The sequence below is a fragment of the Microtetraspora sp. NBRC 13810 genome (assembly GCF_030268685.1).
GTDB lineage: Bacteria > Actinomycetota > Actinomycetes > Streptosporangiales > Streptosporangiaceae > BSRQ01.
Genome location: NZ_BSRQ01000005.1, coordinates 404,106 through 429,616, shown reverse-complemented (window position 1 = coordinate 429,616; position 25,511 = coordinate 404,106). Strand labels below are relative to the sequence as shown.

At 71.8% G+C, this 25,511-nt stretch carries 21 protein-coding genes and 1 tRNA gene; 7 read left to right on the top strand and 15 right to left on the bottom strand.

Translation table 11 applies throughout. From position 1 onward, the window contains the following. The first annotated feature begins 430 nt into the window (after positions 1 to 430). Positions 431 to 829, top strand: a complete 399-nt coding sequence (locus QSK26_RS13780) for a hypothetical protein (RefSeq protein WP_285775483.1) — start codon at positions 431 to 433, stop codon at positions 827 to 829. 22 nt (positions 830 to 851) lie between these two features. Here the strand turns inward: QSK26_RS13780 and QSK26_RS13775 are convergent, their stop codons facing one another. The 9 genes from QSK26_RS13775 to QSK26_RS13735 all read right to left on the bottom strand — a co-directional run bounded on the left by QSK26_RS13775 (position 852) and on the right by QSK26_RS13735 (position 12,454). Further along, positions 852 to 2,006: an ABC transporter permease gene (locus QSK26_RS13775; RefSeq protein ID WP_285775482.1), complete on the bottom strand. Its 1,155-nt coding sequence runs from the start codon at positions 2,004 to 2,006 to the stop codon at positions 852 to 854. Continuing rightward, positions 2,003 to 2,896, bottom strand: coding sequence for an ABC transporter ATP-binding protein (locus QSK26_RS13770; protein WP_285775481.1), 894 nt, complete (start codon positions 2,894 to 2,896; stop codon positions 2,003 to 2,005). Before QSK26_RS13770 ends, QSK26_RS13775 begins: the two co-directional genes overlap by 4 nt. 60 nt (positions 2,897 to 2,956) lie before the next feature. Next, complete coding sequence (locus tag QSK26_RS13765) at positions 2,957 to 3,631, bottom strand: response regulator (protein WP_285775480.1); 675 nt, start codon at positions 3,629 to 3,631, stop codon at positions 2,957 to 2,959. Between the two features lie 80 nt (positions 3,632 to 3,711). Then, a tRNA-Met gene (locus tag QSK26_RS13760) sits at positions 3,712 to 3,788 on the bottom strand. 134 nt (positions 3,789 to 3,922) lie between these two features. After that, a complete protein-coding gene (locus tag QSK26_RS13755; protein ID WP_285775479.1) occupies positions 3,923 to 4,504 on the bottom strand; it encodes a hemerythrin domain-containing protein in 582 nt (193 codons plus the stop codon). A 142-nt stretch (positions 4,505 to 4,646) separates the two neighbouring features. After that, on the bottom strand, positions 4,647 to 6,950 hold the full coding sequence (locus tag QSK26_RS13750) for a transglycosylase domain-containing protein (RefSeq protein ID WP_285775478.1): 2,304 nt from the start codon (positions 6,948 to 6,950) through the stop codon (positions 4,647 to 4,649). Between the two features lie 76 nt (positions 6,951 to 7,026). Beyond that, a complete protein-coding gene (locus tag QSK26_RS13745) occupies positions 7,027 to 9,015 on the bottom strand; it encodes a GmrSD restriction endonuclease domain-containing protein (protein WP_285775477.1) in 1,989 nt (662 codons plus the stop codon). Between the two features lie 218 nt (positions 9,016 to 9,233). Next, entirely contained in the window at positions 9,234 to 11,723 is a 2,490-nt protein-coding gene (locus tag QSK26_RS13740) for an FtsX-like permease family protein (protein WP_285775476.1), read from the bottom strand. Then, complete coding sequence (locus QSK26_RS13735) at positions 11,720 to 12,454, bottom strand: ABC transporter ATP-binding protein (RefSeq protein ID WP_285775475.1); 735 nt, start codon at positions 12,452 to 12,454, stop codon at positions 11,720 to 11,722. Before QSK26_RS13735 ends, QSK26_RS13740 begins: the two co-directional genes overlap by 4 nt. 98 nt (positions 12,455 to 12,552) lie before the next feature. On the opposite strand from QSK26_RS13735, the gene QSK26_RS13730 reads away from it, so the two are divergent. From QSK26_RS13730 to QSK26_RS13720, 3 genes are all read left to right on the top strand, one after another. After that, entirely contained in the window at positions 12,553 to 13,161 is a 609-nt protein-coding gene (locus tag QSK26_RS13730; RefSeq protein ID WP_285775474.1) for a response regulator transcription factor, read from the top strand. A 130-nt stretch (positions 13,162 to 13,291) separates the two neighbouring features. Then, positions 13,292 to 14,404, top strand: coding sequence for an alpha/beta fold hydrolase (locus tag QSK26_RS13725; RefSeq protein ID WP_285775473.1), 1,113 nt, complete (start codon positions 13,292 to 13,294; stop codon positions 14,402 to 14,404). A gap of 57 nt (positions 14,405 to 14,461) precedes the next feature. Then, a complete protein-coding gene (locus QSK26_RS13720) occupies positions 14,462 to 15,346 on the top strand; it encodes a LysR family transcriptional regulator (RefSeq protein ID WP_285775472.1) in 885 nt (294 codons plus the stop codon). A 48-nt stretch (positions 15,347 to 15,394) separates the two neighbouring features. Here the strand turns inward: QSK26_RS13720 and QSK26_RS13715 are convergent, their stop codons facing one another. After that, positions 15,395 to 17,494 (bottom strand): sensor histidine kinase, encoded by a 2,100-nt coding sequence (locus QSK26_RS13715; protein ID WP_285775471.1) that lies wholly within the window; start codon positions 17,492 to 17,494, stop codon positions 15,395 to 15,397. Between the two features lie 152 nt (positions 17,495 to 17,646). Between QSK26_RS13715 and QSK26_RS13710 the strand changes: the two genes are divergently transcribed. Further along, positions 17,647 to 18,789 (top strand): methyltransferase, encoded by a 1,143-nt coding sequence (locus QSK26_RS13710; RefSeq protein WP_285775470.1) that lies wholly within the window; start codon positions 17,647 to 17,649, stop codon positions 18,787 to 18,789. A 2-nt stretch (positions 18,790 to 18,791) separates the two neighbouring features. Here the strand turns inward: QSK26_RS13710 and QSK26_RS13705 are convergent, their stop codons facing one another. The 5 genes from QSK26_RS13705 to QSK26_RS13685 form a co-directional block, all read right to left on the bottom strand. Continuing rightward, the gene (locus QSK26_RS13705) at positions 18,792 to 19,400 is read right to left on the bottom strand and encodes a GTP-binding protein (protein ID WP_285775469.1); all 609 of its coding nucleotides are present in this window, start codon (positions 19,398 to 19,400) and stop codon (positions 18,792 to 18,794) included. After that, entirely contained in the window at positions 19,381 to 19,734 is a 354-nt protein-coding gene (locus tag QSK26_RS13700; RefSeq protein WP_285775468.1) for a DUF742 domain-containing protein, read from the bottom strand. Before QSK26_RS13700 ends, QSK26_RS13705 begins: the two co-directional genes overlap by 20 nt. Continuing rightward, the gene (locus QSK26_RS13695; protein ID WP_285775467.1) at positions 19,731 to 20,156 is read right to left on the bottom strand and encodes a roadblock/LC7 domain-containing protein; all 426 of its coding nucleotides are present in this window, start codon (positions 20,154 to 20,156) and stop codon (positions 19,731 to 19,733) included. The genes QSK26_RS13700 and QSK26_RS13695 overlap by 4 nt, the downstream gene beginning before the upstream one ends. Next, a complete protein-coding gene (locus QSK26_RS13690; protein ID WP_285775466.1) occupies positions 20,137 to 22,482 on the bottom strand; it encodes a sensor histidine kinase in 2,346 nt (781 codons plus the stop codon). Before QSK26_RS13690 ends, QSK26_RS13695 begins: the two co-directional genes overlap by 20 nt. A 285-nt stretch (positions 22,483 to 22,767) precedes the next feature. Next, positions 22,768 to 23,997 (bottom strand): FAD-dependent oxidoreductase, encoded by a 1,230-nt coding sequence (locus QSK26_RS13685; protein WP_285775465.1) that lies wholly within the window; start codon positions 23,995 to 23,997, stop codon positions 22,768 to 22,770. 87 nt (positions 23,998 to 24,084) lie between these two features. On the opposite strand from QSK26_RS13685, the gene QSK26_RS13680 reads away from it, so the two are divergent. Together QSK26_RS13680 and QSK26_RS13675 are read left to right on the top strand one after the other, a co-directional pair. Then, positions 24,085 to 24,864, top strand: a complete 780-nt coding sequence (locus QSK26_RS13680; protein WP_285775464.1) for a TetR/AcrR family transcriptional regulator — start codon at positions 24,085 to 24,087, stop codon at positions 24,862 to 24,864. Beyond that, positions 24,813 to 25,478: an SPFH domain-containing protein gene (locus QSK26_RS13675; protein WP_285775463.1), complete on the top strand. Its 666-nt coding sequence runs from the start codon at positions 24,813 to 24,815 to the stop codon at positions 25,476 to 25,478. The genes QSK26_RS13680 and QSK26_RS13675 overlap by 52 nt, the downstream gene beginning before the upstream one ends. Positions 25,479 to 25,511 lie beyond the last annotated feature (33 nt).

The following is a 25,511-nucleotide window of genomic DNA, read 5'->3' as shown; positions in this document are numbered from 1 at the left end:
ATTTTCCGGGGCGTTTCCGCTTTTGTTTTGTTGTCTTCACTCTATTGTCCCCGCCGGTTTCAGTCAAACCAGCGGATCCGCTTAGAATTCCGACCGCCCCGTTTCCGGGACAACCCCTCTAACTTACCAGGTCATTTCGACCGAGGCGAACCGTGCCGCATCGGCGTCGATGATCCCAGCGAGGAGAGAGGGGATGCAGGGGCCGGATCGCTGATCGCCACCGAGTGGGTGGCGGCCTCGCGGGCCGCCCTGCAGGACAAAACCTTAGCAGCACTCCATGGGTGCCATGAGCCACTCAGGTAACTTCCTGACCATTCCCTCGCCAGGAGGGCTCAAACCTCGGCCGGCGAGCAACCGGACAGCAAGTGGTCCGCAATCGCGGCGCGATACGAAGTAGGCACGAGAGCTCTCCTCCCAGGAGGTGTCCATCATGACCCGGTCTGAGTTCGACGACATCCGTGCCTACATCACCGCGGAAACGACGAGCGCGAGCGACCTCTTGGAGGTTGCCCGGACGCTGCTGGACGACCTTGAGGAGGTCCGGATGCGCGAGGCGACCCTGCGCGCCTACTATCTGCGCCTGCTCACGGCGGCACGGGCCACGGTGGCCGCCCGCGGCACCGGTGATCCGGAGCCGCTGACCTTCCTGGAGGCCGAGCTGGCCAAGCGCGGCCAGCTCCCGGAGGCCGGCGAGCAGGCCCACCGGATCCTGTCCGACGCGCGGACGGCCGCCGAGTTCGTCGCCCGGCTGGAGAAGCAGCCGATGCGCATCCTCACGCCGCGGAACCGTCCGCGCTGCTACGGGGCCGGCCGTACCCTGCCTCGGTGACGACCGGCCCGCGGGCGGGGCGTCAGCCGTTGCGCAGGACCTCGCCGAGTCCGACGCGGGCGCCCGTGCGGAGCACGGCGCGCCGGTAGATGCGCGCCCCGAGTAGGAGCACCCCGACGACCGCCAGCACCATGAGGACGGCGGCGAGGGCGACCTCCCACAGCGGAACCTCGGTGGCGGCCATCCGGACCGGCATCACCATCGAGGAGAACGGCGGGATCAGTGACAGGACCCTGGCGAGGGTGGCCGTGGGCTGTGCCACCGCGAAGAACGCCACGAAGTAGGCGGCCATCATCAGGGTCATCATCGGGGTGAGGACGCTGCTGACCTCCTCCTGGCGGGAGACCAGCGCGCCGAGCGAGCCGGCCATCGCGGCGAAGAACGCGTAGCCGAGCAGGAACCAGACCACCGCGCCGGCCACGATGCCCGCCATCCCCGGCGGCAGGTCGGCGACGAGACCGGCGGCCAAGGCCGAGCCGAGCCCGGCGACGATGACCACGACCAGGTTGACCAGGCCGAGCACGCCGAGCCCGACGATCTTGCCGCCCAGGAGCTGCCACGGCCGGATCGAGGTGAGCAGGAGCTCGACGATCCTGCTGCCCTTCTCCTCCACCACCCCCATCGCGACCTGCATCACGCTCGACATGAGCAGGAAGAACAACGCCAGGACCACCACGGTGGCGACGCCCGCGCGCACCCCGGCGTCGCCGGACGCCGCGCTGACCGAAACCTCCTGGAGCGGCGGCACCCGGGTGGCCTCGGCGACCTTGGCCGGGTCGAGCCCCGCGGCGCGCAGCCGTTCCTCGGTCTGCACGACCTGGTGCCCGCTCTTCAGGAGCGCGCCCAGGCTCTGCTGCACCTCGCCGTCGGCGAGCAGCGACCGGTTGTCCACGACGGCCGCGTCCACGTCGCCCTCGGTGACCGCGGCACGGGCGGCGGCCTCGTCGGGGAAGCGCCGGAAGGTCACCGTGACGTCCTGGGCGAGCGTCTTGACGGCGGGCTCCAGCGCCGCCGAGCCGACCAGGCCGACGGTGAAGGAGTCGGGGCCGCCGAACAGCCGGGGCAGGAAGGACACTCCGGCCACCATCACCGCGGTCACCAGGAGGCCGACGACGAAGCTCCGGGTCCGCGCCCGGATGGCGATCTCCCGCCGCGCGACGAGCCAGAGGTTGCTCACGCCACCGCCTCCCTGAAGATCTCGGTGAGCGTCGGCTGCTCCCAGCCGAAATGCTCCACCCGGCCCGCCCGTACGGCGGCGCCGAGCACGGACTGGTCGTCGCCCTCGGTGACGGTCAGCGTCTGCCGGTCCCCCTCGGTGGTGAGCGTGCCGGGCAGGCCGTCCGCCCATCCTGGTACGGCGTCGCGCACCACCACTTTGAGCGTCCGCCTGCCTTCCCTGGCACGGACCTCCTCGACCGGTCCGGCCGCGACCATCCGGCCGGCGGAGATGATGCCGACCGAGTCGCACATCCGCTCCACCAGTTCCAGCTGGTGGCTGGAGAAGATCACCGGCACCCCGGCGCTTCGCCGCTCGGCGAGCACCTCGGCCAGCGCGTCCACCGCGATCGGGTCGAGGCCGGAGAACGGCTCGTCCAGGATGAGCACCGTGGGCCGGTGCACGAGGGCGACCGCGAGCTGGACGCGTTGCTGGTTGCCCAGGGAGAGTGCCTCGACCCGGTCGTTCCTGCGCTCGGCGATGCCGAGGCGTTCGATCAGCTCGCCGGTGGCCGCCGCCGACGCGGCGGGGGTCAGCCCGTGCAGCCGGCCGAAGTAGTCGATCTGCTCGCCGACCTTCATCTTCTGGTAGAGGCCGCGTTCCTCGGGCATGTAACCGAACCCGCGCCGGTCATCGAAGGACAGCGGCCTGCCCTGCCAGCGCACCTCCCCCTCGTCGGCCTCCAGGACGCCCATGATGATCCGCATGGTGGTCGTCTTGCCCGCGCCGTTCGCGCCGACGAAGCCGAACATCTCGCCCTGGCGGAGCGACAGGCTGACGTCCCTGAGCGCATCTTTAGCTCCGTAACGCTTCCGCAGTCCCTGCGCTTCGAGCACGAGGGGTCCCTCCATGATCCACCGAGCCAGCCGTTGACCCGGTTAGAAGACCCTACTTAACTCGCGTTCATCTGGTTAAGGGGTGAATCGGTAGCCCATGCCGGGTTCGGTGATCAGGTGGGCGGGGTTGGCCGGGTCGCGTTCCAGTTTGCGGCGGAGCTGGGCCATGTACTGGCGCAGGTAGTTGGTCTCCTTGACGTAGGAGGGGCCCCAGACCTGGGTGAGGAGCTGGCGCTGGCTGACCAGCTTGCCGGGGTTGCGGACCAGGATCTCCAGCAGGTGCCATTCGGTCGGGGTGAGCCGCACACCGCCGGTGATCGTCTTGCCCGACAGGTCGACCTCGTGGTCGCCGATGAGCACCCGGGCCGAGCCGGGGTCGTGCGCGGCACTCCTGCGGGTGATGGCGCGAATGCGGGCGAGAAGCTCGTCGAGGCGGAAGGGCTTGGTCACGTAGTCGTCGGCGCCCGCGTCCAGCGCGTCGATGGTGTCCTGGCTGGCCGTACGGCCGGACAGCACGAGGATCGGGACGCTGGTCCAGCCGCGCAGCCCGTGGATCACCTCGACGCCGTCCAGGTCGGGCAGGCCGAGGTCGAGCACGACCAGGTCGGGGTGCCAGTCGGCGGCCTGCCGCAGGGCCTCCCCGCCGTCGGCCGCGACCGCGACCTCGTAGTCACGGGCGAGGAGGTTGATGCGGAGCGCCCGCAGAATCTGTGGTTCGTCGTCCACGACGAGAATGCGCGCTTGAGACATGAGATTGCCCAGTATGCCGGGACGGATCGCGCAATCGACGAAGGCCCGGTCTCCATGATGGAAACCGGGCCTTTCGTTCCTGGTAGCGGGGGCAGGATTTGAACCTGCGACCTTTGGGTTATGAGCCCAACGAGCTACCGAGCTGCTCTACCCCGCGTCGTCTTCGACAAGCTTATCGCAGCTTCGCCGGCGGCGAGCCCGTAACTGCCGGGACGCCGCTGCCGCGGACCCGGGAAAACGTGCTGCCACCTGGCGAAACGGCGGCGGGGAAGAGAATCGCGCGAGTTCCGGTCAGCTCTTTCGCATGGCTTTGCGGATGACGTCGCGGGTCCGGTCCATCAGGGCCGTGGGCGGCCCCATCAGCAGGTTCTTCTTCATCGACTCCACGCCGGGATGCGGGTGGGTCGGTGCGAGGGCCTCGGCCGCCTTCACCCCGGCGGCCATCGCGCGGCGCTCGGCCTCGGTCGTCGCCTCCCGGAGCCTGGCGAACTCGTAGCGCTCCTCACTGTTGGCGTGGGCGAGCACGGCCGCGCGGAGCTTCGCCAGGTTCGTGGAGAAATTTTGGTCCGCCACTCCCGCCTTGTCCATGACCGACAGGAGTTCCTTCGCCTCCCGCTCTTCGCGCAGGCGGTCCCGGACGACGTTGTCCCCGTCCTCGATCTTCCGCCGGGCGTAGGGGTGGACGATCTCCTCCTCCGCCGTCTCGTGCACGGCGAGCAGCCGCACCAGCCGCTGGAATGCCTCCGCGCGATCGCTCGCGGGAGTCTCCTCCACCTCGTCGAACAGCTGCCGGATCATCATGTGCTGCCGGATGAGCAATTCGACGACGTCGGTCTCTTCCATGAACTCGGGCGCCTTCGGCCGTTCGGGCATCAGCGTCTCCCTTCGGTTACCAGGCGACTACCCTCCGCCGGAGACCGAAACGCCCGAGGCCGCGCCTTCTTACGGTCACGACTTGCCCGGCCGTCCCCCAAGGTGCCGTGTCACAGGGGGTACCGGCCGGGCAGGAAGTGGGTCAGCGTCCTCCTGGACCGCCCCGGCCACCGGGACCGCCCTGGTCGCCGGGACCACCCCGGCCGCCCCGGTTGCCCCGGTCGTCCGGCGCCCCGCCGGCGTTGGGCGGGCCGGCGTTGAGCGGGTTGGTGGCGTCGTCCGGGTTGCCGCCGCCGCCGGGACCGGCGTCCGGGCCACCGCGCTCCTCGTCTCCGCCGCGGTTGGCCGGGGGCCTGGGCGCGCAGCTCTGGCCGCAGCCGCCGAACCTGGCGGCGTTGATCGGGGTGAAGCCGGTGGCCGGGATGCCCTTCAGCGCGGCCTTCATGGTGTCGTTCCAGATCGGGCCGGGGATGGTGGCTCCGAAGACCGCGGGGTAGTAGTCGCCGCCGATGGTGACGTTGTTCAGCTTGTTGTCCTGGGCGCCGCGCGGGTCTCCGATGCTGACCGCGCCGGCCAGGTCGGGGGTGAACCCGGCGAACCACGCCGATGCCTGGTCGTCGGTGGTGCCGGTCTTGCCCGCCGCGTCGCGGCCGATGCCGCCGACGTTCTTCATCGTGCCCCTGGTGAACACACCGGACAGGATGTCGGCGGCGGCGTCGGCGACCTCCGGGTCGATCGCCTGGCGGCACTTGGGCCGGTAGGTGGTGACCTTGCCGTCGCGGTCGGTGATCTCGCTGATGGCCATCGGCACGCAGTACTTCCCGCGGGCGCCGATTCCGGCGTACGCGGCGGCCACGGTCACCGGGTCCATCTCGTTGGTGCCGAGCGTGAACGTCTCGAACTCCTGAAGCTTCTGCCCGTCGGCCCGCTTGATGCCCAGCGACTTCGCGGTCTTGACGACGTCGCAGAGGCCGACCTTCTCCTCCAGGGTCAGGAAGAAGGTGTTGACCGAGCCCCAGGTGCCCGTCTGGAGCGTCTGGAAGCCGCCCGACCCCTCGTCGTTGGTGACGACGTGCGTCGGGTCGCCGATCCGGCCGCCCTCACAGTTCGTGAACGTCGAGTAGCCCGCCGCCCGGTAGCCGGCGCCCACGGTGAAGCCGTCGTTGATCTTGTAGCCCTCCTTGAGGGCGGTGAGCAGCGTGAAGGTCTTGAACGTCGAGCCGGCCTGGAAGCCGCCGAGTCCGCCGTGCGCCCGGTCGGCGACGGCGTTGTAGGAGACCGCGTTCTGTCCCTTGGTCTCGCTGTACTTCCGGCTCGCGGCCATCGCCTTGATGGCGCCGGTGCCCGGCTGGACGAGGGCCTCGGAGGCGAGCGGGTGGTCGGAGGCGAAGACCCGCTTCCTGATCGCGTCGTCCGCCGCCTTCTGCATGCCGGGATCGATCGTGGTCTTGATCGTCAGACCGCCCCGCTGCAGGAGCTGGAGGCGGGCCTTGGGCGACTTGCCGAAGTCGGAGTTGTTGAGAATCTCGTTCCGCACATAAAGGCAGAAGTACGGATATTTGCTCTCACCGCATCCGCCGGGGATCGGGGTGCCCTTGTAGCCCAGCTTCTGCTTTTTGGCGTCGGCGGCCTGCTGCGGCGTGATCTTGCCGAGCTCCGCCATCCGGGTGAGCACGGTGTTGCGCCGGTCCAGGAGACGCCTGCGCTGCTCGTTGCCCTGGCTCGGGTCGGTGCTGATCGGAGACTGTACGGCTCCCGCCAGCGTGGCGGCCTGGACCAGGTCGAGCTGGGACGCCGAGACTCCGAAGAACCGCTGGGCGGCGGCCTCGATCCCGTTGGCGCCCGCGCCGAAGTAGGCGATGTTGAGGTACTTGCCCAGGATCTCGTCCTTGGTGTACTTCTTCTCGACCGACATCGCGTAACGCAGCTCGTTGAGCTTGCGCGCGTAGCTGGCCTCCAGCGCCTTCTCCTGCTCCTCCTTGGTGACGGCGTTGTTCAGCAGCACCTGCTTCACATACTGCTGGGTGATGCTGGAACCGCCCTGGCTCACCCCGCCGGACTGCAGGTTCTTCGCCATGGCGCGGAGGGTGCCCTCGATGTCGATCGGGCCGTGCTCGTAGAAGCGGAAGTCCTCGATCGAGATGATCGCGTCCTTCATCACCGTGGCGACGTCGCTGAGCGGGACGATCTCGCGGTACTTCTCGTAGAACTGCGCGATCTCGTGGCCCTTGGCGTCGAGCACCGTCGTCTTCTCCGCGAGCGGCGGCTCGGGCAGGTCCTTCGGCTTGAGGTCCAGCTCGTCCGACGCGGACACGACCATCAGTCCGGCGCCGCCGATGGCCGGCAGCGCCACACCGGCGACCAGCACCCCGGAGACGACCGCGGCGCCGATGAGACGCGCGATCCCGGACTTGGCTCTCGGCTGCTCTATCCCCCGATCTGGCATGCGTCCCAGATTATGGTGTTCCGGTTACTCCTGTTACCAAAATCCGGCTGGATACTTGCCGTGAGTTCACCGAGAGCTATTCGGCACCGGTGACCGGAAAGGTCATCCGGGGGCCGCGCCAGGGCACCGGCGTCATCTCCGGGAAACGGGACAGCGGGAGCACGTCGGACTTCTCCCTGGCGATCGTCCGCCGCCACTCGTCGAGGGTGCCCGACACCGTGAACGGGCCGATCGGGATGTGCAGCGAGTCTCCTTCGAGCCGCACCGGAGCCGCCTCACCGGCGATCATCACATCGCTGTCGAAGCCCCCGTCGGCGGCGTCGATCGCGGACACGAGGTCGGCCAGCGCGAACGAGCCGGCCCAGTCCAGCCCGTCGCCCTTGGCGGTGGCGACGACCCGGCCCGCGTCCCACGAGCTCTGGTAGACCACGAACTCCAGGGCGCAGCCGGCGATCGGATCGGCCACCGCGGACGGCGCGTCCAGCCACGCGGGCCGGAACCTGTCCAGCAGGTCGGTCATGGCCTGTGCCAGCAGGGTCCGCCGGGCGGCGAGGAAGTCGCGGTAGACGTCGGCATCGCGCAACTCTTCCTCGCAGGGGACGAAGTGGGCGGCCAGCTCGGCCTTGCTGAGCGGGGGAAGCGCCGGATCGACGAAGTAGACCGAAGGCGGCCGGTCGCCGATCTTGCGGTTGGCCCGCCCGGAGACGAACGCGAGGTTCGCCAGGTCGTTCATCTCGGTCTTCGTGTACCCGGCCGGGTGGTCGCGCAGCGTCGCCTGCGGGTGGATGCGGTGGTACTCGATCCGCTGCCCGCCCTCGGCCCCGGCGCAGATCCGGGTGCCGTGCCACCAGTCCGTGGCCCCCGCCTCCCGGGCCACCAGGTAACTGAGGAAGAAGTACGGACTGCCGACGGTACGGCCGGCCAGGGCCGACGGGGACACCTCCACCCGGGTGCCGGCGATGCCGAGGTTGGTGAGCAGCCTCCTGACCGCGTCGGGCTCCCTGGTCACCGGGATGTCCTGACCGAGCCGGGTGTCGGTGGAGCTGCTGTACCGGTTGCGGATCGTCGCGACCAGGAACCAGTAGAGCAGCGCCCGCGTCGACTCCGCGTCCAGCGGATCGTCGGGCCGCTCGCCGAGCAGCACGATCAGCGGCAGCAACGCCATCCGCGAGGGCAGCAGGCCGCTGTTGACGACCTTGAGGTTCTCCTTGAGCAGCGGGACGAGATGCCGCAGCCCGCGCTGCACGGTGGCCCAGCCGCGCTCCAGCTCCTCGTCGCTCGCCGCGGCCAGCCTGCCGTGCGACCACGTGGACAGCCCCCGGCCGAGCACCGTGCCGGTCAGCGCCCGGGTGAGGAAGGCGACGTCGAGGTCGCCGAAGTTGCGCCTGGCCCAGTGGTCGGCCTCGGCCTCCAGCTTGTCGACGACGCCGGGCCACCGCGCGGAGAGGGTGGCCAGCGCGAGGTCGCCCGTCTTCAGCGGCCGGCCGCTGTTGATCCGGACGAAGATCTGCGCGATCTCCTCGTAGGAGAAGCCGGTGAGGATCTCCAGGTGGAACGCCCGGTCCCGGATCGCGGCCAGCCGGCTCACCCGCTCGCCGATCAGGTCGGGGTCCAGCCCCGGCAACGCCGCGCTCAGCCGGGTGATGACCGGGAACTGCCTGGCGCCCGGCCGGAGCACCTCGGACACCTTGAGCCACCGCGCGTCCTTGACCGTGGCCGCGCTCTGGTTCTGGAAGTCCTCGGTCTCCACGTTGAACACGATCTGCGCCTGCGGGTGGTCGCCGAGCACCCGGTGCAGGGAGGTGAGCCGCTGCTGGCCGTCGAGCAGGAACAGCGGCGGCACGGCCCCGTTGCCGTACCCGCCGGAGCGGGTCTTCGGTGCGGCGGTGGTGCGCCAGAAAAGCAGAGAACCTGAGGGATATCCCCTATAGAGCGATTCAATCAGTTTTGCCACTTGCGTTGGCTTCCATACATATCCCCGTTGGATTTCCGGTAGTTTGATCTCCCCTCGGGAGATCTGTCCAACCAGCGACTGAATGTCCCGCTCTGTTTTCTCCACCGGCATCTGGGCACCCTCGACCGCGCATTCGGCATTGGAATCAGTCGATTACTTTAACGTTTCGGTCCGATTACCGTAAGGGGTTGTCGTGCCTGGATGAGGTAGGTCGTCCACCCGGCCGTATGCGACCCTCGCGCCTCCGCCCGGCGGTCATTCGCGGCTGCCCCTTCGCGACAAAGTGACCATTGTGCTGAGCACCATTCGACCGGGCTCCCGAACAGCTTTCAACGGCTCGCCGAGAGGTGCCGGAGAAGGAAGCGGGCGGGGAGGGCGGTGGCGGCGAGGGAAAGCAGGGTGGCGGTGGCGAGCACCGCGAGGTAGGTGAGCGGGGGGACGTGCGGCAGGGCGTAGCCGGTCATACCGGTGCTGAACGCCGACAGGGTGGCCAGGGCGATGCCGGAGCCCAGGACGACCGCGACGACGACCGCCGTGAGCGTCTCCAGGGTGAGCATCCTGAGTACCTGCCGCCGGGTGGCGCCGACGAGACGGAGCAGGGCGAGTTCGCGTGACCTGTCCGAGGTGGCCATGGCCAGCGTGTTGACCACGGCGATCGCGGTGAACGCGACGATCAGGCCCATGGCCACGTAGTTGACCTCGGCGTTGGGCGCGCTCGCCGGCACGGCCTCGGCCCGGTCGAGCACGAGGGCGCCGGGGGCCGCCGCCGCGATCGCGGTTCGCGGCAGCGTGGGCGCGGAGACGAGCAGGGTGCCGAGCCGGTCGTCCACGTGCGGGGCGATCAGGGCGTGCGGAAGGGTCAGGTCGCCGTACCCGAGGCCGCGCGAGTAGAGCGCCACGACCTCCGCCACGACGGGCGTACCGTCTCCCAGGGTGAGCCGGAGCGTCCCGCCCACGGCGACCCCGAGCCGCCCGGCCGCCGTCGCGCTGACCGCCACCGCGACCCGCCCGCCCGGGGCCTCGTTCGGGGGCTGGGCGAGGTGAGTGAGGGAGCCGGTGGTCACGCCGAGGTCGAGGGTCTTGGCCAGGTTCTGCGGGGTGACCGCCTGGGCGGTGTACTTCTCCAGGCCGATCCGGACCGAGGTGTGCAGGACCTCGGTGACCGCCTGGACGCCGGGGACCTGCCGGAGGGCCCGGGCGGTGCTGGCGGGCAGGTGCGGGCCGAGGACGTAGTCGGCGCGGGTGCCGGTGGCGGTCTCCCGCTGGGCGGCGTTGCTCATCGTGGTCTGGACGAACAGGATCGTGCAGGTCATGGCCACCATGAGGGTGAGCGGCGCGATGACGGAGGCCAGCCGCCTCGCGCCGGTGCGCAGGTTCGCGGCGGCGAGGTAGCCGCCCGCCGTGGAGACGCGCAGCAGCGGGCCCAGCAGGGCGGTCGCGGCACGGGCGACGATCGGGCCGAGGAGGGTGACCGCGACGGTCCACACCAGGGCGGTGAGCATGGTGACCGGGCTGGACGCGGCCTCGATCGACAGCATGGACAGCACGATGGTCAGGGCCACGCCGCCGCCCACGAAGCCCAGACCGGCGATCAGCCGGCCCAGGGGCGGCCGCGTCGCGGGCAGGGCCGCCTCGCCGAGCGCCGCCACCGGACGGATCCGGGCGGCGCGGCGGGCCGAGAGGCGGGCCGCCGCCCATGCGGCCAGCACCGTGGCGAACAGCGCGGCGAGCACCGGGAACGGGCTGACCACCAGCCCCAGGTGCTCGGGCAGCGCCCCCAGCGCGACGAACCTGGACCTGAGCCAGAAGCCGAGCCCGACACCCGCGACGGAGCCGATCGCCCCCGCCACGGCGGCGACGAGCAGCGCCTCACCGCCGAGCATGCGGCGTACCTGACCCGGCGTGGCCGCGACGGCGCGCAGCAGGGCGATCTCCCGCTCCCGCTGCTGCACCGACAGGGCGGACGTGCCGGCCACGACGAGGATGGCGACCAGCAGTGACGTGCCGCCGAGCGCCCCGCCCAGGCTGATCAGCCGCACCCGGGCCGCCTCCGCCTCGGGGAACTCGATGGCCCCGCGCTCGTCCCCGGTGTGGGCGAACGCCTTCGCCTGCGCCAGCACGGCGGAGACATCCGGGGCCGTCGTGGCACCGCCGGCCGCGCCGGGGCGGGGGAAGAGGCCGATGGCGCTGACCTGGCCGGGGCGGGCGGCGAGGGCGCGGGCCTCCGCCGAGCTGAAGAAGAGGGTGCGACCGCTGGGGAGGGACTGCGCGGTGACGCCGGTGACGCGGTAAGGGCGGGTGCCGGAGACGGTGACGGCGGTCAGGCGGTCACCGACGGCCAGCCCGGAGCCGGCGTCCACGACCACCTCCCCGGCGGCACTCGGCGCACGCCCGGTCCGCAACGTGAACGGCGTGAGCCCGGCGGACTCCCACCCGTGCCCGAGCGCCCGGCCACCCGCCGACGCTCCCCCCGCCACGACGTGGACGGGGAACGTGACCTCGCCGATCACCCGGGCGACGCCGGGGAGACGGCCGAGGGAGGTGACGAGGGAGGCGGGGAGCCAGGCGTGTTCGGCGAGCGGCTTGGCCTTGGTCTTCGACTTGTCCTCGGACTTGCGCACGGTCTCCCTGGCGAACTGGTCGGCGGCGACGATCACCGGGGTGCCCGCGTAACGTTCGGGGGCGACGGTGCCGCGCAGGCCGGTCTCCAGGAGCATGCCGCAGGCGCAGACCAGCATGGCGGCGCACAGCAGGGCGACGAACGAGCCGGCGAAACCGGCCTTACGGTGCCGGAGGGTCTGGAGGGCGAGGCCGATCATCGCTTCCACGCTCCCAGCCGGGTCATCCGGTCGGCGACCTTCTCGACGGTCGGGGCGGCCATGGAGTCCACCAGCCGCCCGTCGGCCAGGAAGAGCACGGTGTCCGCGTAGGACGCCGCCACCGGGTCGTGCGTGACCATGATCACTGTCTGGTCCATCTCGCGGACGACCTCGCGCAGCAGCGTCAGCACGTCGCGGGCGGTCATCGTGTCCAGCGCGCCGGTCGGCTCGTCGCCGAAGACCACCTCCGGCCGGGTGACCAGCGCCCGCGCGATGGCCACGCGCTGCTGCTGGCCGCCGGAGAGCTGGGCCGGGCGGTGGCCGGTACGACCGGCGAGACCGACCCGGCCGACGATCTCCGTCAGCCACTCCTCGTCCGCCTTGGCCCCGGCGAGACGTAGCGGAAGGGTGATGTTCTCCAGCACGGTCAGCGAGGAGATCAGGTTGAACGCCTGGAACACGAAGCCGACCCGGCGTCTGCGCAGCTCGGTCAGCCGGGTCTCGTTCATGCCGGCGAGTTCGGTGCCGCCCAGCCGTACCGATCCCGAGGAGGGCGTGTCCAGACCGGCGGCACAGTGCAGGAACGTGCTCTTGCCCGAACCCGACGGGCCCATCACCGCCGTGAAGCCGCCCCGGGGGAATCCCACCGTCACCTCGCGCAGGGCGGCGACGGCGCCCTGCCCCCTGCCGTAGACCTTGCTCACGGCTGCCAAATGCACCACGTCTGTCATGTCCTCCAGCCTGCTGACCTGCGGCGGGATGGGCCAGGGAGCCGATCATCGATCGGGCGTGACGGCATCATGAATGGGACACTGATAGACATACGTCTGTGATTCATGTGCTTCTGGCGGAGGACCAGCACGTCATCAGGGGCGCCCTGGTCGCGCTGCTCGGCCTGGAACCTGATCTGAAGATCGTCGACGCGGTGGAGTCCGGCGACGCCGCGGTGGCCTCGGCCCTGGTGCACCGGCCGGAGGTGGCGGTGCTCGACATCGACATGCCGGGCAGGCTGGACGGCCTGGGCGCGGCGACCGAGCTGCGCGCGAAGCTGCCCGGCTGCCGGGTGCTCATGCTGACCGGGCACGGCAAGCCGGGACATCTGCGCAGGGCGTTGACCGCGAAGGTGGACGGGTTCCTGCTGAAGACGGCGCCGCCGGAGCGGCTGGTGACCGCGATCCGGGAGGTGGCGGCGGGCGGGCGGGTGCTCGACCCGGAGTTGGCGGTCACCGCGTGGGACCTGGCCGACAACCCGCTCACGCCGCGCGAGGTGGACGTGCTGCGCCTGGTGGCCGGGGGCGCGGAGGCGACCGAGATCGCCGACCGGCTCTTCCTCAGCAGCGGCACGGTGCGCAACTACCTCACCGCGATCGTCGCCAAGCTCAACGCCCGTAACCGCACGGACGCGGTCCGCATCGCCGCCGAGGCGGGCTGGATCTAGCATTAGGCGCGTTTCGCATATCAATCAGGCTGTTTCCCATATGCGAGGCGGCTGTCCGGGGGCCGGACGGCACGATCGCGGGTGAGGCCGTGCCGACGGGGGCACGGCGTGACCGTGGGGAGAGTTTCCGATGGGCCGGGTGCTTCATCTCGTGCTGGCCGCCGCGACCATGCTGGCGGTGACGGACGGCGGGCCGGAGGAGGCCGACCAGTCGGGCGGGGCGGGTTCCGGCGGGCTGGTGCGCACGGACTTCCGGGTCCGGGGCGACGAAGGGGTGAGCCTCGCCGTGCGCGAGGTGCGGGCCGGCGGCGGGCGGGCGGCGAAACGCCCGGTGCTGCTGCTGCACGGCGCCCGGGTGCCGGGGGTGGCCAGTTTCGACCTGCCGGTGCCGGGCGGGTCCCTCGCCGCCGACCTGGCCCGCGCCGGCCACCGGGTCTTCGTGATGGACGCCCGGGGATACGGCGGCTCCACCCGGCCCGCCGCAATGTCCCGGCCGCCGTCCGCCGGCCCGCCCGCCGTCCGCTCCGACGAGGTCGTCCGGGACGTGGCCGCCGTGGTCGAGGAGGTGTCCCGGCGCACCCGCGCCGCCCATCCCGACGGCAAGGTGGCTTTGCTCGGGTGGGCCACCGGCGGTCACTGGCTGGGACAGTACGCGGCGACGTACACGAACCGGGTGAGCCACCTGGTGCTGTACAACACGCTGTACGGGCCGGTGACCGGGCACCCCACGATGGGGCCGGGCAGCGACTTCGAGGATCCGGAGCGGCCCGGCCGGTTCAACGCCGCCCGGTTCGGCGCCTACCGGCTGTCCACCGGCGCCGGCTTGTCGCCCTCGTGGGACGACAGCATCCCGGTGCCGGACAAGAGCGTGTGGCGTGATCCCGCGGTCGTGGACGCCTACGTCAGGGCGGCGCTGGCCTCCGACCCGACCAGCGGCAGCCGTACGCCGCCGAGTTTCCGGGCGCCGTCCGGGGCGCTGGAGGACAGTTTCCATCTCGCCACCGGCCGCCAGTTGTGGGACGCCGGCCTGATCACCGCGCCGACCCTGGTCGTGCGGAGCGAGCGCGACTTCTGGAGCCGCGCGCAGGACGTGGCCATGCTGGAACGGCACCTGACCAGGGCCGCCGCCGTCCGCTCGGTCGAGCTCGCGGACGCGACGCATTATGTGCACCTGGACCGGGCCGAGCGCGGCAGGGACCGGTTCGTGGCCGAGGTGCTGGGCTTCCTGGGCGCTTCGCGCTGATTCCTATGCTGGGCCGATGAACCTTGGGCGCTTCGCGCTGATTCCTATGCTGGGCCGATGAACCTGCGGCAGATGGAGTACGCCGTCCTGCTGGCCGAGGAGCGGCACTTCGGGCGGGCGGCCCAGCGGGCGGGGGTCCGCCAGCCGCCGTTCAGCCAGCAGATCCGCAGGCTGGAAGAGGAGCTCGGGGTCGTACTGTTCGAGCGGAACACCCGGAGTGTCCAGATCACCGCGGCCGGGGAGGCGTTCGTGGCCGAGGCCAGGCGGTCGCTCGCGCACGCCGGGCGGGCCGCCGAGCTGGCCAGGCAGGCCGGGCGCGGTGAGGCGGGGCGGCTGGCCGTCGGCTTCGTAGGCTCGGCGATGAACGTCACGCTGCCGCCGGTCCTGCGCGCGTTCCGGGCCCGGTATCCGGGGGTGGAGGTCGTCCTCCAGGAGCTCACCAGCGCCCAGCAGATCGAGCTGCTCACCGCCGTCGGCATCGACGTGGGCCTGATCCGCGGGCCGGTCGGCTGGCAGGCCGCGCAGACGGTCGCGACCAGGGTCGTGGCGCGCGAACCGATGCTGGCGGTGCTGCACGCCGGGCATCCGCTGGCCAGGCTCGACCCGCTGCCGCTGGCCAGGCTGCGGGACGAGGCGTTCGTGCTCTTCCCCCGCCGGCGCGGCCCGATGTTCCACGACCTGATCGTCGAGCTGGCCGCCGGGGCGGGCTTCGAACCGCGCGTCGTCCAGGAGGCCACCCGGATGCAGAGCATCATCGGCCTGGTGGCGACCGGCATCGGCGTCTCCCTGGTCCCCGGTTCCGAGGCCCGGCTGCGCCGTGACGACGTGGTGTTCCGGCCGCTCACCCCGCCGGGCCCGCCGATCACCCTCGATCTAGCCTGGCGCCGGGCCGACTCCCATCCCGGCGTGCGCAACCTCCGTGCGCTCTTCCCCGTCGACTAGCGCCGCAAGACGCTCTGCCGGTTCCGCCGACGTGCCCGGCGGGGGTCGTCATCGCCCTGCCGTGACCCCGGCGCCCGCCGCGGCCCGGTCCATCGGGATCCAGGCGTCCAGCTCGAACCGGTCGCCGGTGGTCTCGGTGGTGAGGGTGCCGCCCAGGGCCGCCAGGCGTACGGTCAGGTTGCCGAGGCCGGACGAGCCCCGCCCGCGCCCGGCCGGGCGGGCGCCGTCGTTGCGGACGCGGAGCCGTACGCCGCCGTCCCACGGGGTGGCCGAGATCAGGCAGGAGGTGGCCGAACTGTGCCGGAGCACGTTCGTCACCGCCTCCCTGAGCACCACGCCGAGCACGTGCTCGACGTCCGCGGGAAGGTCCCCCACCGCCAGGTCGGAGTCGGTCGCGATGCCCGCGGCGGACAGCACGGAGCGGGCCGAGCGGACCTCCGACTCCAGGGACATCTCACGGACGGTCCCGCCGGACACCGCCCGCATGTCCGCCTCGGCGCGCTCGGTCATCGCCAGCACGTCCGCCAGTTCGGCGCGGGCGCGGTCCGGGTCCAGCCGGCGGGCCAGCTCGCACTTGAGCAGGATCGCGGCCATGCTGTGGCCGAGCAGGTCGTGCAGGTCACGGGCGGCGCGGAGGCGCTCCTCGACGACCGCGGCGCGGGCGAGCTCCTGCCGCGCCGCATGGAGCTCCCGCACCTGTTGCGCCAGCCGGATCAGCCCGTACACGACCAGGCCGGTCACCACCGTGCTCACGGCGTAGTTGACCACCAGCGCGGCCGGCAGCTCCAGCCACACCGCCAGGAGCGCGACGCTCCCCGTCAAGCCCGCCACCAGCGGCCAGGCCACCGCCCACCGGAGGCTGAGCAGCAGCGGCCCGGCGAGGAACCCGGCCAACCCCAGCCAGGGCCGCCCGAAGACCAGGATCGGCAGGTAGGTGAGCGCCGTCATCAGGCCGAGCCCCGCCACGTGCCATCCGGTCACGGACCTGAGCTGCATGAAGACGATCGCGACGAGGCAGACGGCGGCCGGCACGATCATGGCGCCCGGCACGATGAGCAGCGCCTTGACCGAGAAGCCGACCAGCACCGCGGCCAGCAGGGCCATGGAGAGCCAGAAGGCGCCCCGGTCGTCGGCGGGCACCAGCGGCTGCCGGACGTCGGGCAGTACGGCCTCGACGACCAGCCGTCCCTCGGCGGTCAGGCCGGTGGTGAGCACGCCGCCGGCCGCGGCGACCCGGCCCGGGAGGTCGCCGAACCCCGCGTCCTCGGCCGTGCTGGAGTCGTCGCTGATCACGCGGAGCCGTACGGTGCCCGGGGTGCCCGGGGTGCCGGAGACCTCGATCAGGCAGGTCCGCGCGGTGGCCCGGCGGACGATCTCGGTGACCGCCTCGCGCAGGACGGTGGCGAGCAGCGCCCCCGCCGGGCCGGCCGGTTCGACCTCGCCGGACCGCACCTCCGCCGTCACTCCGGCGGCGGCGAGCATCGCGCGGGCGGTGGTCACCTCGGGCGCCAGCGAGGTGGCGCGGTAGCCGGCCGCGGCGTTCCTGGCGTCGGTGAGGAAGCCGCGGGCGGTGCCGGTGACCTCGCCCAGCGTCTCCGTCGCGCGGTCCGGCTCGGCGAGGGCCAGCCGCACCCCCCTGGCGACCTCGGCGAGTCCCCTGCCGAGCCCCTGGCTCAGCTCGGCGGCGATCCGCAGCCGCTCCTCCGCGACCGCCGCCACCGCCAGGGTCAGCCGCGCGGCGTGCACCTCCTCGACCCGCTCGGCGAGCCTGGTCAGGCCACAGATCAGCAGGCTCATGAGCACCATGCTGATCGCCGGGTCCGCGGGCCCGAGCACCGCCGCGCTGACCGCGACCGGTACGGCCAGCGGCCACCAGGACGTGAGCAGCAGCGACCCGCCCAGGAACCCGAGAATCCCCACCGAGGTCCCGGACCCGAGCACCGCCGCGTAGACCACCACGGCCTGTACGGCGAGCAGCCACTTCCCCCGGAACCTGCGCAGCCCCGGGAAAACGTAGACAAGCTGCAGCCCGAACACGACGACCGCCAGCGGCGACCCGGCGAACCCGTATACGGCCGCGAACCCGGCCACCACCACGGCGGCGATCCCCCGCGCCACCCCGGGTTGCCGCTCTCCCACACTTCGCATACCGGGACGAAAGCATAGTCTTCCCAAAGGAATCGTTCCGCGCGTCCCGCCCCGGAGGGTGCGTGACGAACGCCGACCGGCAGGTCCCCCGCCGCCGGGTCCTCCCGGCCTGTCATTGGGGATCGGGCGGTGGAGTCGCTAGCCTGACGGCGATGAACCGGTTGACGACGTCCAGAGGCGAGTTCGAGCTCGCCCGGTTTCCCGAGGATCCACGGGATCAACTACGCGCATGGGACGCGGCCGACGAGTATCTGCTGCGGCATCTCGACGGGATCGACGGGGAGCCGGTGGACCTGTCCGGCCAGGTGGTCGTGCTGGGCGACCGGTGGGGGGCGCTGGTCACCGCGCTGGCGGGGTGCCGGCCGACGCAGATCAGCGACTCGTTCCTCGCCCAGGAGGCGACCCGGGCCAACCTGCGGCGCAACGGCGCCGCAGAGGCCGCCGTGCACCTGCTGACCAGCAGGGACGCGCCGCCGGAGCGGATCGACGTGCTGCTCGTGCGGGTGCCGAAGAGCCTCGCGCTGCTGGAGGACCAGTTGCACCGGCTCGCGCCGCACGTGCACGCGGGCACGGTCGTCGTCGGGGCGGGGATGGTCACCGAGATCCACACTTCGACGCTGCGGCTGTTCGAGCGGATCCTCGGGCCGACGAAGACGTCGCTGGCGGCGAAGAAGGCCCGGCTCATCCACTGCGCGCCGGACCCGGCGATCGACCGCGGCGTCAACCCGTGGCCGCTGACCTACGCGCTGCCGGACGGGATCGGCGCCGTCTCCGGCCGGACGGTGACCAGCCACGCGGGCGTCTTCTGCGCCGACCGCCTCGACGTCGGCACCCGCTTCTTCCTGACCAGCCTCCCGGACCGGATCGGCCCGGGACGCGTGGTGGACCTCGGCTGCGGCAACGGCGTGGTCGGGCTGGCCGCGGCGCTGGGCGGCGCGGAGGTGACCTTCGTGGACGAGTCCCACCAGGCGGTGGCCTCCGCCCGGGCCACCTTCGAGGCGAACGCCGGCGGCCGGGCGGAGTTCGTCGTCGCCGACGGCATGTCCGGGATCCCGGCCGGTTCGGTGGACGTCGTGCTGAACAATCCGCCGTTCCACACGCACCGGGCGATGTCCGACGACACCGCCTGGCGGATGTTCACCGGCTCGCGGGCCGCGCTCCGCCGCGGCGGCGAGCTGTGGGTGGTGGGCAACCGGCATCTCGGCTACCACGCCAAACTGCGCCGCCTCTTCGGCGGCTGCGAGGTGGTCGCGAGCAACCCGAAGTTCGTCGTCCTGCGAGCGGTCAGGCGCTGACCTCAGTCCACGTGCCGGTACGCGCCGCCGACCGCGTGCGTGACGAGGGTGGTCAGGACCTCCTTGACGGACGCCCGGTGCCGGGCGTCGCACATGACGACCGGGGTGGCCGCGTCCAGGCCGAGCGCCCGCCGTACCTTGGCCGGGTCGTGCCGGCGGGCGCCGTCGAAGCAGTTGACCGCGACCACGAACGGCAGGCCGCGCTGCTCGAAGTAGTCCACGGCCGGGAAGCAGTCCTGCAGCCGGCGGGTGTCGGCGAGCACGACGGCTCCCAGGGCGCCCAGCGACAGCTCGTCCCACATGAACCAGAACCGGTCCTGGCCCGGGGTGCCGAAGAGGTAGAGCCACAGGCCCTCGCGGATGGTGATCCGGCCGAAGTCCAGCGCCACCGTGGTGGTGATCTTGCCTTCCACGCCTGAGGTGTCGTCCACGCCCACGCCGCGGTCGCTCAGGAGTTCCTCGGTGTGCAGCGGGCGGATCTCGCTGATCGACCCGACCATGGTGGTCTTGCCGACGCCGAAACCGCCCGCGACCAGGATCTTCAGGGCGGTCGGGCCTGCCGTGAGCGCCACACCGGCCGGCCGGGAGCGTTCAGAGCCTGCGAATTCCATGGAGCACTTCCCTGTAGATGCGTTCGTCGATCAGCTGCTGGGCGGGCCGCGGGGCGTCGATGGTCACCAGGCCCTCGCGCCGCAGGTCGCCGAGCAGCACACGGGTGATGTTGAGCGGCAGCCGGAGCTGCGCCGCCACGTCCGCCACCGGGGTCGGCCTGAGGCAGATGTCCAGCATGGACTCGTGCTCGGGATTCAGGCCGACGGGCTCGAACGGCATGCTGACCGTCGTGACGATCGCCACCAGGTCGAACGTCTCACCGGACGGCCGCACCCGGCCGCCCGTGAGCCCGAACAGCCTGACCAGCGGTCCTGGGTCGTCGTCGTCCGTCACGGCCCCGTTCCGTTCCAGGCGGGTGCCGGGGCCGCTCCCCTCGGCTGGGTGGACAGGTGCTCGCCCACCCGCTTGACGAGCAGCGCCATCTCGTACGTCACCTGGCCCAGCTCGGCGTCACCCGCAGCCAGCACGGCCAGCCGGGCGCCCTGACCGGCGGCCGTGACGAACAGGAACCCGCCCTCCAGCTCGATGATCGTCTGGCGTACGCCGCCCAGCGCGAAGTGCCGTCCCGCGCCCATCGCCAGGCTGTGGCTGCCCGCCGCGATGGCCGAGAGGTGCTCGGTGTCCTCCCGGGTCAGCCCTTTCGAGCCGCCCATCGCCAGGCCGTCGGCCGACAGCACGATCGCGTGCCGAACGCCCGCGACGCGCTGGGTCAGATCGTCGAGCAGCCAGCTGAGCTCAGCTCTCGCGTCGGTCATGGAGGTCCTTTCCGTTCCACACGTCACGGTGCCGCTCGGCCTCGCTGCGCCCCTTCCGCCAGCCCTCCTGCATGGAGGTCATCAGGTCGAGGAGCTCTTCCGGGGAGCGGGTGGTGACGTCGCGGTCCTTCCGTGCGGGTGGCTTGCGTAGTTGCGGTGCCAGGCTGGCCTGCCGTACCCGGACCGGCAGGCCGTCGAGGTCGTCGAAATCGTCGTCGCGATGGGTGTCGCGGTGGTTGTCACGGTGGCTGTCGCGGCCTGGGCCGATGGGCGGGGCCGGGACCGGCGCGGACAGCGGTGGTGTGAACGGCCGGGGGGCGGGGGTCAGCGCGCGCACCGGCGGCATGCCGCGGACCGCGGGCGCGGCGGCGGACATGGTCCGTCCGGCCGGGTAGAGCGGACCGGCGTCGAACAGGGAGACGCCGTTCCCCGGGGTGCCGTCGGGAGCGGGCTCGGCCAGCAGGCTCGGTGGCAGCATCACGATCGCCGTGGTGCCGTCGTACGGCGAGGGCCGCAGCCGGACCTTGATTCCGTGTCTGGCGGCCAGCCGGGACACCACGAAGAGTCCCATCCGGTCGGTGCCCGCCAGGTCGAACTCCGGATGGGTGGCGAGCTGGGCGTTCAGTTCGGCCATGGTGGCCGGGTTGAGCCCCAGGCCGCGGTCCTCGACCTCCAGGGCGAAGCCGTTGGCCGCCACCGAGCCGCGCACCTGCACGGCGGTGTTCGGCGGGGAGAAGACGGTGGCGTTCTCCACCAGCTCGGCGATGAGGTGGATCACGTCGGTCACCGCGGGGCCGACGAGCAACGGCGCCTGCGGCATCGCGAGCACGGTGACCCGGGTGTAGTCCTCGACCTCCAGCACCGAGCTGCGCACCACGTCGTAGAGCGGCACCGGGTCGCGCCAGCGGCGGCCGGGCGCGGCGTCGGCCAGGATGATGAGGTTCTCCGCGTGCCTGCGCATGCGGGTGGTGAGGTGGTCGAGTTTGAACAGCCCTTCGAGCGTCTCCGGCTCCTCGACCTCGCGTTCCATGGTGTCGAGCAGGGTGAGCTGGCGGTGCAGCAGGGTCTGGTTGCGCCGGGCCAGGTTGAGGAACACCTGGCCGACGCCCTTGCGCAGCACGGCCTGGCCGACGGCGGCCTCCACCGCGGTCCGCCGCACGGCGGAGAACGCCTCGACGACCCTGCCGACCTCCGCGGTCCTGGCCGGTTCCAGCTCGGGGGCCTCCGCGGCGGGGTTGACGTGCTCGCCCTTGCGCAGCCGTTCGACGAGCTTGGGCAGCCGCACCTCGGCCAGTTCGACGGCGGAGTCCTGGAGCCGCTTCAGCTCGTTGACCAGCGAGCGGCCGAACCGGTAGGAGGCCCAGATCGACAGCACGACGGCGAGCAGGCCGAGCCCGAGGACCAGGCCGATCCGCATCAGGCCGCCGACGGCGAGGTCCCGGCCCTTCAGCGTGGCGCGGCGCAGCTCCTGGTCGGTGTTGCCGTTGAGCCCGGCGAAGGCGGCGCCCGCGTCATGCCCCCAGCTGTCCGGGTCCACCGGCGGCGGCCCGACCACGTTCCACCGGTAGAGCTCGTCCTCGGCCTGCTCGAAGCGCTTGTAGGCGTCGCTGTCCTCAAGCCGGGCGTGCAGGGCGGTCAGCTCGGGGCCCATGTCACGGCCGGCGTTGGTGAGCTGGAGCCGGCGGCTGGTCATCGCCGCGACGAAGGAGGCGTGCTCGGCCGGGGTCATCCGCCCGCGGGCCAGGGCCACGGTGAGCACGGCGTTCTCCCTGGCGAGGTACTCCGCCGCCGAGCCGTAGAAGGACAGGCCGCGCAGCACCTGGTAGGAGTAGACGTCGCTGACCTCGGAGTCGCCGAACTGGCTGTTGGCGACGGTGACCAGCGCGTTGAACGCCTCCGTCGTCCGCAGTGGGAGGACCTGGTCCAGGTCGGCGGCGTCGCGCAGGGCGGGCAGCCCGCCGAGCGTGTTGAGCAGCGCCTGGATGTTCTCCGGCGGCGGGCCGATGTGCGGGTCCTGCTGCACGGCCGCCGCGACGTCCCGGATCCTGGCCGCCGCCCTGTCGGTGCGCTCCCGCTGCGCCTTCAGCTCCGGGTCGCCCGCCGTACGGCCGGTCAGCGCGGCGGTGAGCTGGCGTTCGCGCTGGATCTCGACGATCAGCGCGCGGGTGGGGGCGCCTACGGCGTCGTACCGGTTCGTGCTGTGCGCTAGCCCGGTGAAGGCCGAGATGTCGACGTAGGCGAGGTAGGCCCACAGGGTGATCAGCGAGATCAGCGGCACCAGCAGGATCCTGAGGATCTTCACGCGGATCGGCGGGGCGGATCTCATGCGTCATGTCCTGTCCGCGCGTTCCTGCGCATAGCCGGGCCGGGAGCGGCGAGTGCCGATGTGCACGCGGCGACTGATGCGCTTTGTGATTTGCACCACTATGCCGGGATTGATCGTCCGCTTCAACTCGGCTGCCGAAAGTTGAGAAGTTGATCTCCCCGGCGTCTCCTTCTGGGGTTCGACGCCCGGGACCGTCCCATGACGCGCACCGGCGGCCCGCCGGGCACCCGCTCACCCGTGCCCGGCTGAAGGGGTGCCGTGCGGGCCGCCGTGCCCGGCAGCGAGTCAGCGGCGGGCGAAGGCGGGGGCGTGCTCGGGGCGGGGGCCGAAGGCGATGAGCCGGGCCGGGAAGCGGCGGAACACCGGGACGTTGCGGCCGAGGAACACCGCGAGCCGGGGCGGCCCGCTGGCCTTGCCCGTCAGGCGCGGCTCGAATATCGCCCGCTGGAGGAAGCGCTGGGCGGCCTGCACGATGACCGTGGGCGGGGTCCGGCGCCGCTGCACCCTGGCCAGATCGCGGGTGGTGACCCGGTGCCTGCGCAACGGCCCGGCGAGCAGCGCGGCGGTGGCCACCGCGTCCTGAATGGCCAAGTTGATGCCCATCCCGCCGGCGGGTGACATCGCGTGCGCGGCGTCGCCGATGCACAACAGCCCGGCGCGGTACCAGCGCTCCAGGCGGTTGAGCTTCACGTCGAGCATGTGCAGGTCGTCCACGCTCTCGATGACGTCGACCCGGTCGGCCAGTTCCGGAGCCAGCCGGGCGACCCGCTCACGGAAGCGCTCGACCCCCTCGGCCCGCACCCGGGGCCCGGCGCCCTTCTCGGTGAAGTAGGCCATCTGGTAGAAGTCGTCCCTGACCAGCTTGAGCATGATCTGGTCGCCGTCGAACCGCGGCAGGACGGCGGCGATCTCGTCCTCCTCGTGCGCGTGCCGCGGCAGCCGGAACCACCACACGTCGAACGGCACGGGGTATTCCCGCGGCACCAGCCCGGCCTCCCTGCGCAGCAGCGAGTGGCGGCCGTCGCAGGCGACGGTGAGCTCGGCCCTGATCTCCCCCTCCGTGCCGTCCGCGGTGCGGTAGCGCACGCCCGTCGCGACGTCTCCCTCCCTGATCAGCCCGGTGACCTCGGTGTTCATCCGCAGGGTGAAGGCCGGCTCGCGCTCGGCCTCGGCGGCGATGAAGCTGAGCAGATCCCACTGCGGCATCATCGCGATGTAGTCGTAGGGCGGCGAGAGGGTGCCGAAGTCGCCCAGCGTGACCAGGCTGCCGTCGGCGGCGGCCATCCGCACGTTGCCTAGCCGGCTCTGCGGCAGCCGGCGGAACTTCTCGCCGAGGCCCAGCTCGTCCATCAGCCGGACGGTGGCGGCGTGCACGGTGTCCCCGCGGAAGTCGCGCAGGAAGTCGCCGTGCTTCTCCAGCACGGTGACCTCGATCCCCGCCCGGGCCAGTAACAGGCCGAGCATCAGCCCCGCGGGGCCTCCCCCGCTGACGAGGACGGTGGTGCTCTCAGACATGGAGCCCTCCTCTATTCATCACTTGATGAATCTCTACTAGGCACAGTACATGGAACCGTGTCAGATGTGTAGTAGTAGGCTGCCCGCATGCGTACGGAACTGGTGGAGGCCGCGCTCGCCGCGGCCAGGGAGCGCGGCCAGGACGTCGCGGAGGTGCCCCTAGCCGCGATCGCCGCCGCCGCGGGCATCTCCCGCAGCACCCTGCTGCGCCGGCTGGGCGGCAACCGCTCGGCCCTGGACGAGGCGGTACGGCTGGCGGGCGTGGACCCGGGCGGCCGGCCGCCGGTGCGGGAGCGGGCGATCACGGCGACGGCCCACCTCATCGGCGAGCGCGGGCTCGGCGGCGTCACCCTGGACGCGGTCGCCGCCGCGGCCGAGTGCTCCCTGCCCAGCCTGCACACCGTCTTCGAAGGCAGGGACGGCCTGCTCGCCGCGGTCTTCGAGCGTTACGGCCCGGTGCCCGACCTGGAGGCGATCGCCGCCGATCCGCCCGAGCGGCTGGAGGACATGGTGCCGGCGGTCTACCGGGCGATGGTCACGGCGTTCCGCCAGGAGCCGCGCGTGCTGCCGGCCATCCTCGGCGACGTCTTCACCCGGGCGGGCGGGCCGGGCAGCGAGGTGATGCGGGTCATGCTGCCCCGGATCGAGGCCGGCCTGCGCTCGCTGCTGATGACCCACGTGGCCGCCGGGCGGCTCAGGCCGCTGCCGTTCCCGCTGCTGGTGCAGCTCCTGCTCGGCCCGCTGGTGGTGCACGCGCTGCTGCGCCCGACCCTGGAGCCGGTCATAGGAGCCGAGATGCCGCCGATCGACCAGGTGTGCGAGGTCTTCGCCGACGCCTTCCTACGGGCCGCCGCGACACCCTCCTGAACACCGGCACCCGGGCCGGCGAGATCGCGATCGTCCGGGACGGCGGGCTCTTCCACGACAACCAGATCAGGCAGGTGGTCGATCCCGGCTCCGGGCTCACCTGGAGCGGCCTGTGGTCCGAGGTCCACCCGTACCCGGCCCAGCAGCGCTTCTACACCATCACCGCCGACCCCAAGCGGGCCACCGCCCTCGGCGTGGACGTCGTCACGACTCCCAGCAGCGACGGCGTCAACCTGGGCATCGAGGGCACGCTCTACTTCACGCTCAACCTCGACCACGAGACGCTGAAGCGGTTCGACGACAAGTTCGGCACCCGTACCTTCCGCGGCCAGGACAGATTCCTCACCGGCCTGCGCTTCAACCTGGTCCGGGTGACGCTGCCGCAGGACGTCCAGCGGTCGGTGGACAGCTCTCTCGCCGCCGCCGCGAGCGTGGCCGAGGCCCAGGCGAAGGTGGACCAGGCCGAGGCCGAGGCGGCGGCCAACCGGGCCAGGCAGGACCGCTACGACAGGTGCCCGGCCTGCGCCGAGATCGACAAGCTCAAGTCCCTCCCCCAGGGGATCACCGTCTACGCCCCCGGCAACCCGGACGCCGTCGTCGTGCCCAGCCGGTGACCGGACTCGGCACCTGAGCTTTGCGTCAAGAAC

Coding starts and splice junctions, on each gene's coding strand:
- QSK26_RS13750 (WP_285775478.1), bottom strand. CDS start 6,950: ATGCCAGATCGGGGGATAGAGCAGCCGAGAGCCAAGTCCGGGATCGCG.
- QSK26_RS13705 (WP_285775469.1), bottom strand. CDS start 19,400: ATGGAATTCGCAGGCTCTGAACGCTCCCGGCCGGCCGGTGTGGCGCTC.
- QSK26_RS13755 (WP_285775479.1), bottom strand. CDS start 4,504: ATGCCCGAACGGCCGAAGGCGCCCGAGTTCATGGAAGAGACCGACGTC.
- QSK26_RS13715 (WP_285775471.1), bottom strand. CDS start 17,494: ATGCGAAGTGTGGGAGAGCGGCAACCCGGGGTGGCGCGGGGGATCGCC.
- QSK26_RS13710 (WP_285775470.1), top strand. CDS start 17,647: ATGAACCGGTTGACGACGTCCAGAGGCGAGTTCGAGCTCGCCCGGTTT.
- QSK26_RS13685 (WP_285775465.1), bottom strand. CDS start 23,997: ATGTCTGAGAGCACCACCGTCCTCGTCAGCGGGGGAGGCCCCGCGGGG.
- QSK26_RS13770 (WP_285775481.1), bottom strand. CDS start 2,896: ATGGAGGGACCCCTCGTGCTCGAAGCGCAGGGACTGCGGAAGCGTTAC.
- QSK26_RS13680 (WP_285775464.1), top strand. CDS start 24,085: ATGCGTACGGAACTGGTGGAGGCCGCGCTCGCCGCGGCCAGGGAGCGC.
- QSK26_RS13745 (WP_285775477.1), bottom strand. CDS start 9,015: ATGCCGGTGGAGAAAACAGAGCGGGACATTCAGTCGCTGGTTGGACAG.
- QSK26_RS13765 (WP_285775480.1), bottom strand. CDS start 3,631: ATGTCTCAAGCGCGCATTCTCGTCGTGGACGACGAACCACAGATTCTG.
- QSK26_RS13690 (WP_285775466.1), bottom strand. CDS start 22,482: ATGAGATCCGCCCCGCCGATCCGCGTGAAGATCCTCAGGATCCTGCTG.
- QSK26_RS13740 (WP_285775476.1), bottom strand. CDS start 11,723: ATGATCGGCCTCGCCCTCCAGACCCTCCGGCACCGTAAGGCCGGTTTC.
- QSK26_RS13780 (WP_285775483.1), top strand. CDS start 431: ATGACCCGGTCTGAGTTCGACGACATCCGTGCCTACATCACCGCGGAA.
- QSK26_RS13695 (WP_285775467.1), bottom strand. CDS start 20,156: ATGACCGACGCGAGAGCTGAGCTCAGCTGGCTGCTCGACGATCTGACC.
- QSK26_RS13720 (WP_285775472.1), top strand. CDS start 14,462: ATGAACCTGCGGCAGATGGAGTACGCCGTCCTGCTGGCCGAGGAGCGG.
- QSK26_RS13725 (WP_285775473.1), top strand. CDS start 13,292: ATGGGCCGGGTGCTTCATCTCGTGCTGGCCGCCGCGACCATGCTGGCG.
- QSK26_RS13735 (WP_285775475.1), bottom strand. CDS start 12,454: ATGACAGACGTGGTGCATTTGGCAGCCGTGAGCAAGGTCTACGGCAGG.